The following is a 9576-nucleotide window of genomic DNA, read 5'->3' on the forward strand; positions in this document are numbered from 1 at the left end:
CCGTCCCTAAGGCGCGCGGAATTCGCTCGGCGTCCGGCCTGTGTGCTGGCGGAAGAACTTCGTGAACGCCGTGGCCCGGGTGAAGCCGATACGGACGCCGATGGAGGCCGCGGTCAGGTCGGTGTGGATGAGCAGGCGCTTGGCCTCCAACAGGATCCGGTCGTCGATGAAGCGCTTGGCCCCGACCCCGACCGCCGCCTGGCTGGCCCGGGTCAGGGTGCGCACGCTGTAGCCGAGCTGCGCGGCGTAGTCGACGACCCGGTGGCTGCGGGCGAAGCCCTGCTCGACGGAGGCCTGGAAGCGTGGGAACGCGTCGCCCTCGATCGGCTCCTGCTCGATGCCGTGCTCGGCGGCCAGCCGCAGCACCAGCACGGCCAGCAGATGCCGCAGCAGCTCCACCTGGAGCTCGGACGGCTGTTGGCCCCACTGGGCGTAGGCGTCCTCCAGCAGGTCCAGCACCGGCCACAGGGTGTCGCTGCCGGCGGTCGGCTGCCGGTGCACGCGGTCGACGCGGGCGATCTCGGCCGTGGTGCGGTCGAGGAAGTTGGGCAGGAACACGATGATCCGCCCGTCGGCGGCGGCGAGGTCGGAGTCGTAGCGGTGCACCTGCCCCGGCCGGGCCCACAGCCAGCTGCCGGGGCCCAGCTCGTGCTCGGTGAAGTCCAGCGAGCAGCGCAGCGTCCCGGACCGCACGGCGATCAGCTTGTGGAACTCCGGCCGTTGCCGGCCGTACGGGTCGACGCCGTGCCCGGAGGCCCGGGCCGTCAGGTCGCGGAAGTCGATGACCTCGACGCCGGGCGGCACGCCGACGCCCGCCCGGTAGGGCAACGCGGTGATCGACTGCTGTCCGTTTTTCGTCATATCGTGTCTCCGATGGACCAGCTCCCGGCCTGTCCACCAGCCTAACCTGAACCTTGTTCGACCGAAAAAGGACAGGATCGTGGCGATGAGCAACAGTGAGCAGACCGCACTCGTCCTGGGTGGCGGCGGGCCGGTGGGGGCGTCCTGGATGGCGGCCCTGGTACACGAGCTGGTGGCCAACGGCGTGCGGTTGGGCGAGTCCGATGTCGTGCTGGGCACCTCGGCCGGCTCGGTGGTCGGGGCCTGGCTGACCATGGAGCCGGACGGCGTCGCGACCGTGCCGAACCTGATGCGTGAGCGGGCCCAGTGGCATGCGCGCAACGCCGCCTCCCGTACCACCGCTTTCGACCCGGGCATCCGGCAGAAGCTGGGCTTCGAGAAGGTGGACCCCGAGTCGGCGCGACGTGTCGGCCAGGCCGCGATCGCCGCGATACCACCGATTTCCGTGCTCGACGCCAAGTTGATGTGGAAGCCGATGCTGCCCAAGGGCCCGTGGCCGTCGCAGCTCGGCATGGCCGCGGTGGACGCCAACACCGGCGAGGCCAGGGTGTGGTCGGCGAAGGACGCTATCCCTTTGACAGTCGGTGTTTCTTGCTCCACGGCCGCACCAGGCGCCGCGCCGCCGGTCGAGGTGGCCGGCTCGGTCTGGGTCGACGGCGGCGTGCGTTCCGGCACCAATGCCGACCTGGTCGACATCGCCCCGGGCCGCGTGCTTGTGGTGTCTCCCATGGCATCCGATCGCGTCCGGCACGAGGAGGCCATCCTGACCGAGCTCGGGCACCGGGTCCGGGTCATCACCGCGACACCCTTCACCGACTCGCCGGCCGACATGCTCAACCCGCGCTTCATCGACGCCGGGGTGGCCGCCGGCACGAGTCAGGCCCGCGACCTGGCCGCGGATCTCCTGGCCTGGTGGAACTAGGTTCGATAGAGGGCGCGGGCGTTGTCACGTGAGGACAACGCATCCGTGCTGTCGAAGGCCTGATCGGCGTTGCCGTACAAGGGAAGCCGGCGGACCTCCGGATCGGTGATCGTGGCGAAGAGGGCGTCGGCGAAGCGTTCGGCGTGCAGCACCTGGTAGGGCCGCGTGTGGTACGGCCGGGTGGCGGGGTCGACGGGCTCGGTGAGGCCGAGTCCGTTGTGCATCGCCGCGACGGTTCGGTAGGCGGCGGCCAGGTGCTCCTCGCGGGCGTTCCATTCCGTGGCGGCGAGGGCACCCCGCAGCATGGGCGTCAGCGTTGCCGCGCAAGGTAACTGGGCGAAGGCGCTGCCGAACCACTTGCTGTACGGGGCATAGCGGCTAGCAGAGCCGCATTACGTCCCGAACCTGGCCTGTGGCAAGCCAGATCCTGCCATGATGCAGGTGTATGCGGTCCGAACAGAGATTGACCGCATGGCCACGCCGCCTTCAGTCTGCTGTTGCCTGACGCCGAATCCATCGGCCGCCAGCCAGCCGCGAGGCCACGCCGGTGCCTGGAGTGGTTGGCAGATTTCGATCGCCGCCACCCGGCGTGCCCCACCACTCAAGCCGACGCGGCGGTCGAAATCTGGCAAGCGAAGGCACCGGCTTAGAGTGGCCGAGCCCCGCGCGCGGAACGCGCGGCAAAAACACGGTGTCGAAACCCAGGACCTCGGAGCCGTGGCCGATGCGGGCGGCGGCGTGCGGGACGCCGTGCAGCTTGGGCGCCAGCTCCGCCTCGTAACGAGCGCGAGACTCGGCCAGGCCGTTCACGGCTTGCGGACCTCGATGAGGAAACGCTTGGTGTGGGCGACGAACGGGCCTTCGGACTCGATCCGCTCGTGCAGGGCCCGCAGCTGCGGCAGGTAGCCGTCCACGGTGAATCCCGGCACGATCCAGATCACCTTGCGCAGGAAGACGACCACGGCGGCGATGTCGTGGAACTCGGCCCGCAGCGACTCCGGCTTGAGCGTGACCAGCTCCAGCCCCACCTCGGCGGCCTGGTGAGCGGCCAGCTCCGGATCACGGGAGTCGTCGATCTCCAACGGACCCATCATGGACTGGGACAAGTCGTGCATGGAGCCGGAGCCGACCTGCTGCGACAGATAGGAGCCACCGGGACGCAGCACACGGGCGATCTCGTCCCAGCGGATCTCGGCCGGGTGCCGGCTGACCACCAACTCGAATGAGGAATCCTCGAACGGCAGCGGATCCAGGTTGCCGGCCTCGACCACCTCGACGCCACGAGGCTCCAGCAGCCTCCGGGCGACCGCGAGGCTGGGCGGCCAGCCCTCGGTGGCGGCGGTGCGCGGGGGCAGTTTCGTGACCGTGTTGAGCACCTCGCCGCCGCCGGTCTGAACGTCCACAACGGACTCCACGGCGGCCATTCGAGAGGCGATCAGCCCGGCATAACCCCAGGAGGGGCGCTGTTCGGTCGCCCGGCCCTCGAACCAGGAGAAGTCCCAGCCGTCCACCGGCGCCGACGCGCCCTCGGCGACGAGCTCATCGAAAGTGGCCACGCCCTCCAGCCTCACATGCCGGGCAAGCCGTTTTCCACGATCGGGTGGAGTTCGGCCGAAGTGGACTGCGGGCGGGTACCCCGATCAGCGGGAAACAGCGACTGGGAGGTCAACCGTGTTCAAGCAGCTTTGCGCGGGCGTGCTGGCCGGCGCGGTGTTCGTCGCCATCGGCTTCGCCGCCGCCACCGCAGCACCCGCCGACAACCACACGACCGCCGAACAGCTCACGCAGATCCAGGCCCGTCTCGACACCGCGTCCCGCAACCAGGACGTCGCCGCCGTGCGGTCCGCGTCCGACGACCTGGTCCCGGTGCTCGCGGCCGTGCACCAGGATCTCGACCGCGGCCTCGCGCCACGATCCGCCGCCGATCCGCTGGCCGCCGCCGAGCAACAGAACGCCGACCTGCGGACCGCGTTGGCACAGAAGGACGACATCTTCGACTCGATCAAGCAGATGATCCAGAAGCTGATGGACCAGATCAAGCAGCTGCTGCAGTCGATCCTCGGCGGAGCCGGCGCGTCGCCGACCAAGCCGACGGACCCGAGCGACCCGAGCGCCCCGACGAAGCCCACCAAGCCCACCACGCCGACGCCGGCCGCGCCCGGTGGCGGCGCCCCGCCGGTGCCGGCCCGCTAGGCCCACAAGTGAGAGTCGCACCTGTACTTGCAGAAAAAGTTATGACCGAGGCAGTTGCTCTACCACGCCAACATTCCATCTCGTTCGCGCGGGATGCCTTCTAGTTTATGCGTTCGGCCGGCCCGAGCTCGTCCTTCCGTGCGATTCGCTAGTTGGGCTGGTCGCCGTGGGTCAGGGTCTCCCAGGCGACGAACAGGATGTTGTCCCCGGCGGGACGGTTGTTGGTGACCAACGTCTTGGTGTTGGACATGACGTTGCCCAGCCGGTTGCCCAGGGCGTTGTAGCCGACCTCGGTCACCGGGCCGAGGCCCTTGTTGACGTGGCCGCCGCACAGCCAGGACGGGACGGCCGCGCCGAGCTCGTACTGGGCCTGGAAGCCCAGCGCGTAGCGCAGGCGGGTGCCGATGTCGCCGGTGTACAGGTCGGTGCCCTGGATCCGGGAGGTCTCGGCGACGTCCGAGATGGACGCGATGCCGTAGCCGGTGTGCACGAAGTCCCGGCAGGTCTCCTGGGTCAGACCGTTGACGAAGGTGCTCTGGCCCTGCCAGTAGCTGATGATCGCGGAGCTGCCGGACGGCCCGCCGGGCACGGTCTTGGGCAGGGCGCCGTCGGTCGTCAGGTACACGTAGGCCGGCACGCGCAGCATGTACTTGGCCATGGCCTTGTCGTAGGAGACCTTGTCGTCGAGGAAGACCGAGATGCCGACCGCGGCCTCCATCATGGTCAGTTCCCAGTTTCCGTTGCTCTGACTGCCCTTGAGCAGCGTCGGCAGGTACACGGTGCGCAGCATCGTCTGGAACCGCGCCATGTTGGCCCAGCCGCCGCTGTAGGTGTAGCGGATGATCTCCGCCGCGCGCGGCCACACCGAGCCGGCCCAGCCGGTCTGAAGCGGGGCGTTGCTGTTGGTGTGATTGGTGATCACCGCGGACCAGGCGTCCATCAGGGAGATCGCCTTCTTGGCGTACGCGGCGTTCTGGGTGACGTACCAGGCCAACGCGTTTCCGTAGGCCGCGAGCGCGTCCTGGCGCTCGTCGGTGCAGCCGTTGTTGGGCTGCGAGTACGGCCCGCATTCCACGACCGAACGGGGATGGGCGGTCCGGCTCTGCGACAACAGTCCGTCCCGCATCATCGCCTGGTACGCCGAGGTCTGCGGCTGCGCGCCGGCATTGACCTGGGACCGCACGTAGTCGAGTTGAGCACGGCTGACCAGAACGCCGGGATGGACGAACGCGGCCGGGGCCGCACCCGCTTGCTGGCTAACGGATCCGACGACCAGCAGGGACGCGAGCACCGATGCAACCACGAGCAGGGATGTGGACACTCGTTTCGACATGACACTCCTCGGATGGCGGCGGTGCCTGACCGAGTACTAGCAGGGGAATGTCAGTCTTAGAGGTCCAGACCACTTGTGTCAATCTTTCCTATTCTCTTTCCGGAAAACCCAGAAGCGAGCGCCCACATATGTGAACAGGCCCACGCAACAGGCCGCCCCGACCCGGGCCACGGCGAAGGAGACACCGGCCGCGGCCAGCCCGGTGGTGACCAGCGTGGTGAACCCGAGATCGAGCAGGGTGATCACGGTGAACTTCGCGACCTGGCCGCCGACCGGGGCGTGCGACTTGAAGTTCACGGTGCGGTTGAGCGTGTAGTTGAGGCCGAAGGCGGCGAGATAGCCGATGGCCACGTCGACCGGCAGCGGCAGATCGGTCTGGGTCTTCAGCAGCGCCAGGATGCCCATGTCGATGAGGAACGTGAAGCTGCCGAGGATCGCGAACCCCACGAACTCGGGCGTGAGGAAACGCAGCCACTTCGGCAGCCTGGTCGCCCACGAGGTGAGCCAGGTCCCGAAGCGCTCCGCGCGCGTCTGAGGCGGGGTGGTCTGTGTCGGCACGCTGTCCATCCTGCCAAGTCCGCGGCCCTCGCCGCCGGGGGTTCGCCAAAGGTTCAGCGGCTGGACCCGCTCATCCGCTCCATGTCGGCCGCGCTGAGCAGCGGATCCGGCGCCACGGTCCGCACCGGGTGACGAGTTCGGGCCGCCTCTTCGATGCCGGCCGCCAGACCAAGGGTACGGGCGGCGAGCAGGGCGGCGCCGACGGCGGCCGGCGGCTCGTCGGGGGCGATCTCCACCGGCACGCCCAGCGCGGCGGCGACGATCTCGGCCGCCATGGGCACCTTCAGCACGGCCGGGTCGACCCGCACGCGGTCGATCCGTGCGCCGGCGGCGGTCAACGCCTCCCCGGCGGCCACGAGCAGCCGCCCGAGGCCGTCGATGCGCACGGCCGGCGGCGTGTGGCCGTCGGTCAGGTCGACGCCCACGGCCCACATGCCGTCGGCGAGGCGCTGCGTGAACAGCACCTCATCGGCCACGGGCTGACGGCTCAGCACCACCAGCACCAGCCGCGAGCCCAGCCACAGCGCCGCCGTGCCGGGGGCCGTCACGCCCATGCCTAGTGCAGCTAGCGGCAGCCCGGCGGCACCGACGACCAGCGGCAGGAGGGCCGGCAGCGCCAGCAGCTGAGCCGCCTCCGTGACGAGCGGGACCTGGGACGTGGGGTCTACCAGCGGCGGCAGCTGGGCGGCGCCGATGCCGGCCAGTTCGAGCGCCTTGGAGGACCACTCGGGCTCGGCGACGGCCAGCAGGCCGCCGGCCGAGGCGCACGAGGTGTCGGCGAGCACGCGGGCGGTCAGCCGGGAGAGCACAAAATCCTTGAGTTCACACCAACGGGCGACACGGGTGAGCAGGTCGGGCCCGTGCTCGGCGAACCACGCCAGCCGGACCAGCGGCGATCCGCCGTGCGGGGCGGCGCCGGTGGCGTGACGCAGCGTGGACCCGATCCGGCGGGCCAGCGCGCTGGTCTGCGGATCCGGCCCGGTGAACACCGGCGTCATCGGCCGGTCCAGCTCGTCCAGGCCGACCAGGGTGTCGCCGGAGCCGGCCAGCGCCATGCCGCGCACCGACAGGTGTCTGGTCGCGCACAGCTGCACGCAGCGGTCGATCGCCGCGAACACTACGTCCAGCGCCGCGTACGGATCGAGCGTGCCGCGTGGATAGCGCAGCTGCACGTGGTCGAGCACGGCCAGCCCGTCGCCGAGCACGGCCACCCGGACCGACTCGGCGCCGACCTCGACCCCGAAGACCGCACCTGCCGCCATCGACGCACCTCCCGAGTCGCTCGCTGCACTCCCCATCATGGCGGTCTTCTACGCTGCGTAGTGGACGAGTTGACAGCCATGGGCGAACTGTCCGGGTCACTCCCCGGCAGGCGCGCCGCGCCACCGCCAGCCTGCCTGGTTCGGCCGTCCCGGCAACTCGACGCGGTCCGTGGCCCAGAGCAGCGCCGTCCACGGCTCGGCGTCCACGGTGACGTCCGGAAACATCCGTTCCAGCGCCCGCGCGCACACGTCGGCCGGCGGATCGAGCCGCACGCCGAGCCCGCGGGCCATGTCCTCGCCGTGCACGAGAATCTCGACCACGCCCATGCCGGCGAAGCCCTCCGGGTCGGAGATGCCCGACGGATGCCAGCCGCGGGCGTCGGGACCGAGCCGGTGCACGATGGCCGCGAGGAGGCCCGCACTGGTGACGATGAAGTCCAGGCCGTCGGCGGCGGTGGCGTCGGGCAGCAGCGCCGTCTCGTAGCGGACGTAGTGGTCGGTCACGCGGGTGAGCAGCTGAGCCGCGTAGGCGAGCAGGCAGTCGCCGACGTGCTCCGCGGTGCGAAAGGCGTTCAGGTCGCCGGTGCCGGTCACGGTGGACCAGTCCCGGTCGACGACGGGCTCCAGGGCGGCGTTCAGCGAAGCGGCCGCGGCGTCAAGGTCTTCGGCGGTGACGGGCATGACCGACACAATACCTAGGTATTCCAGAACCTGTTCCTAAGTAATTGCCGCCAGCCTGAACGGACGCATTCGACGGGCCTTTCGGGCGTTTGTCCGCCACTGCCGCGGGCGTAGACTCGGCGGTGCAATTTCCCGCCCCGTTTCCACAACCGGGAAGTATGTGTTCTCACACTCCTTCACGGAGGTTTCCCTGTGCCAGAAGAAATCGCTCCCGCCCGTTGTCCCATGCGCCACCCGAGATCCGCGGCGCAGGCGACGCCGATGGCTCCGATACTAGGCAAACCCGTTTCGAGGCGTTCCCTGCTGCGCACCGCGGGGGCGATCACCGGCGCGGTCGGCACGCTGGCACTGCTCCAGGACGGCGCGATCGTCCCGCAGCGGCTGGCGCTGGCCGACCCCGCGACACCGTTTCCGGACGTGCAGTTCGACCTGGGCCCGTTCATGCCGCCGGCCGTGACCTACGACGGCATTCCGGTCGGCATGCCGCCGGTGCACACGGTTTTTCTCACCGCCACGCTGCCACGTACCCCGTCCCGCGCCGACCAGTCGCGGATGGAATCGGCGCTGCGCACGATCGAGTCGAACTACCCGTACGCGCCGGGCGGCGTTTTCACGCATGTGTCCTACAGCGACAACTACTTCGCCCGGCTGCCGGGGAGTCTGGTCGACGCCACCATGCCGCGCACCCTGTCCGGCAACCAACCCGTGCTGAAACGAGCGGTGGCCTCCCCCACCGACGTCGCCCCCGGCGCGCACGTGTTGGAGCTGCGCCGGCCGGAATTCAACGTGCCCCTGCGGTTGGAGAACAACGACGTCCTGTTCACCGTCCGCGGCGACGACCCGTCGTACGTGGCGGACGTGGTGAACTGGCTGTCCGGCAGCAACAAGCTGGTCGGCCGGTCCATCGCCTCGCCCCGGTTCGACGCCGGCATGCGGATCACCTCGTCGCGGGCGATGTTCGTGCAGATCGGGCTGCCCCGCTACGTCGCGGCCAACGCGGGCTTCAAGTACCAGTCGTTCGTCAACTCGGACTCGTCGATGTGGATGGGCTTCCTCGACCAGCAGGTCGACGCGAGCGCGCCCGCGCAGAACGTGACCTTCGTGGGCGGCGGCGGCATACACCTGAGCAACGCCAAGGCCGGGGCGTACTTCGACAACGGCTCCGTGCAGCACCTGTCGCACAACCTGATGGACCTGGAGCAGTTCTACCTCAACGGCAACAACGCCGACGAGCCCGACGCCGACCACCGCGAGCCGTTCGACGAGCGCGTGCAGTACATGTTCCACTCGCCGCCGGTCGTCGAGCAGAACCCGGACGACCCGTTCTTCAACGGCGGCGGTCCGACCAACCTGGACATGCGGGGAGCCGTGCTGCCCAACCAGTTCCACGGGGCCGACTACGCCGAGCGCAGCGCACAGCAGTTCCAGCGGATCGGGCACCTGTCGTCGTTGCAGCGCTCCGGCCGCACCGCCGACGGACGGCCGATCCACCAGCGCATCGACGGCCCCGGCTTCGACGCCATGGACACCACCACCGGCCGCAACACGCCGAAGCTGCAGTTCTCCGGCTTCTTCCCCAGCGCGGACTTCTTCGCCACGATGCGGTCCAACCAGTCGGCCGTCGACCTGCTGGAGAAGTACGACCTCGAGGAGGAGGACCACGGGCTGGAGCGGTTCATCACGTCGACCCGGCGGCAGAACTTCCTGATCCCACCGCGCCGCCACCGTGCGTTCCCACTGGTCGAGTTCCTCTGACGCCGAGACGG

General features: G+C 69.6%; 10 protein-coding genes. 3 read left to right on the top strand and 7 right to left on the bottom strand.

The genetic code is table 11. The annotated features are described in order from the left end of the window. Window positions 1-6: 6 nt before the first annotated feature. A complete protein-coding gene (locus KUTG_RS13395) occupies window positions 7-861 on the bottom strand; it encodes an AraC family transcriptional regulator (RefSeq protein ID WP_043717143.1) in 855 nt (284 codons plus the stop codon). Between the two features lie 85 nt (window positions 862-946). Between KUTG_RS13395 and KUTG_RS13400 the strand changes: the two genes are divergently transcribed. Next, window positions 947-1783 (top strand): patatin-like phospholipase family protein, encoded by an 837-nt coding sequence (locus KUTG_RS13400; RefSeq protein ID WP_043717144.1) that lies wholly within the window; start codon window positions 947-949, stop codon window positions 1781-1783. Here KUTG_RS13400 and KUTG_RS13405 read toward each other — a convergent pair. Together KUTG_RS13405 and KUTG_RS13410 are read right to left on the bottom strand one after the other, a co-directional pair. Beyond that, a complete protein-coding gene (locus KUTG_RS13405; protein ID WP_052394428.1) occupies window positions 1780-2088 on the bottom strand; it encodes a hypothetical protein in 309 nt (102 codons plus the stop codon). The two genes, KUTG_RS13400 and KUTG_RS13405, sit on opposite strands and share 4 nt — an antisense overlap. Before the next feature lie 501 nt (window positions 2089-2589). Beyond that, complete coding sequence (locus KUTG_RS13410) at window positions 2590-3339, bottom strand: class I SAM-dependent methyltransferase (RefSeq protein ID WP_043729214.1); 750 nt, start codon at window positions 3337-3339, stop codon at window positions 2590-2592. Window positions 3340-3454: 115 nt separating this feature from the next. Here KUTG_RS13410 and KUTG_RS13415 point away from each other — a divergent pair, with 115 nt between their 5' ends. Then, window positions 3455-3976, top strand: a complete 522-nt coding sequence (locus KUTG_RS13415) for a hypothetical protein (RefSeq protein WP_043717145.1) — start codon at window positions 3455-3457, stop codon at window positions 3974-3976. A 148-nt stretch (window positions 3977-4124) separates the two neighbouring features. Here KUTG_RS13415 and KUTG_RS13420 read toward each other — a convergent pair whose 3' ends face one another. The 4 genes from KUTG_RS13420 to KUTG_RS13435 form a co-directional block, all read right to left on the bottom strand. After that, entirely contained in the window at window positions 4125-5309 is a 1185-nt protein-coding gene (locus KUTG_RS13420; RefSeq protein ID WP_043717146.1) for an alginate lyase family protein, read from the bottom strand. Window positions 5310-5387: 78 nt separating this feature from the next. Beyond that, on the bottom strand, window positions 5388-5876 hold the full coding sequence (locus KUTG_RS13425; protein ID WP_043717147.1) for a GtrA family protein: 489 nt from the start codon (window positions 5874-5876) through the stop codon (window positions 5388-5390). Window positions 5877-5920: 44 nt separating this feature from the next. Further along, complete coding sequence (locus KUTG_RS53385; RefSeq protein WP_052394429.1) at window positions 5921-7129, bottom strand: FGGY family carbohydrate kinase; 1209 nt, start codon at window positions 7127-7129, stop codon at window positions 5921-5923. Window positions 7130-7225: 96 nt separating this feature from the next. Continuing rightward, window positions 7226-7810 carry a maleylpyruvate isomerase mycothiol-dependent enzyme family protein gene (locus KUTG_RS13435; RefSeq protein WP_043729218.1) on the bottom strand — a complete coding sequence of 195 codons (585 nt, stop codon included), beginning with the start codon at window positions 7808-7810 and terminating at the stop codon, window positions 7226-7228. 261 nt (window positions 7811-8071) lie between these two features. On the opposite strand from KUTG_RS13435, the gene KUTG_RS13440 reads away from it, so the two are divergent. Next, window positions 8072-9565: a DUF7405 family protein gene (locus KUTG_RS13440; protein WP_052394430.1), complete on the top strand. Its 1494-nt coding sequence runs from the start codon at window positions 8072-8074 to the stop codon at window positions 9563-9565. The last annotated feature ends 11 nt before the right edge of the window (window positions 9566-9576 follow it).

It is taken from the genome of Kutzneria sp. 744, assembly GCF_000568255.1.
GTDB lineage: Bacteria > Actinomycetota > Actinomycetes > Mycobacteriales > Pseudonocardiaceae > Kutzneria.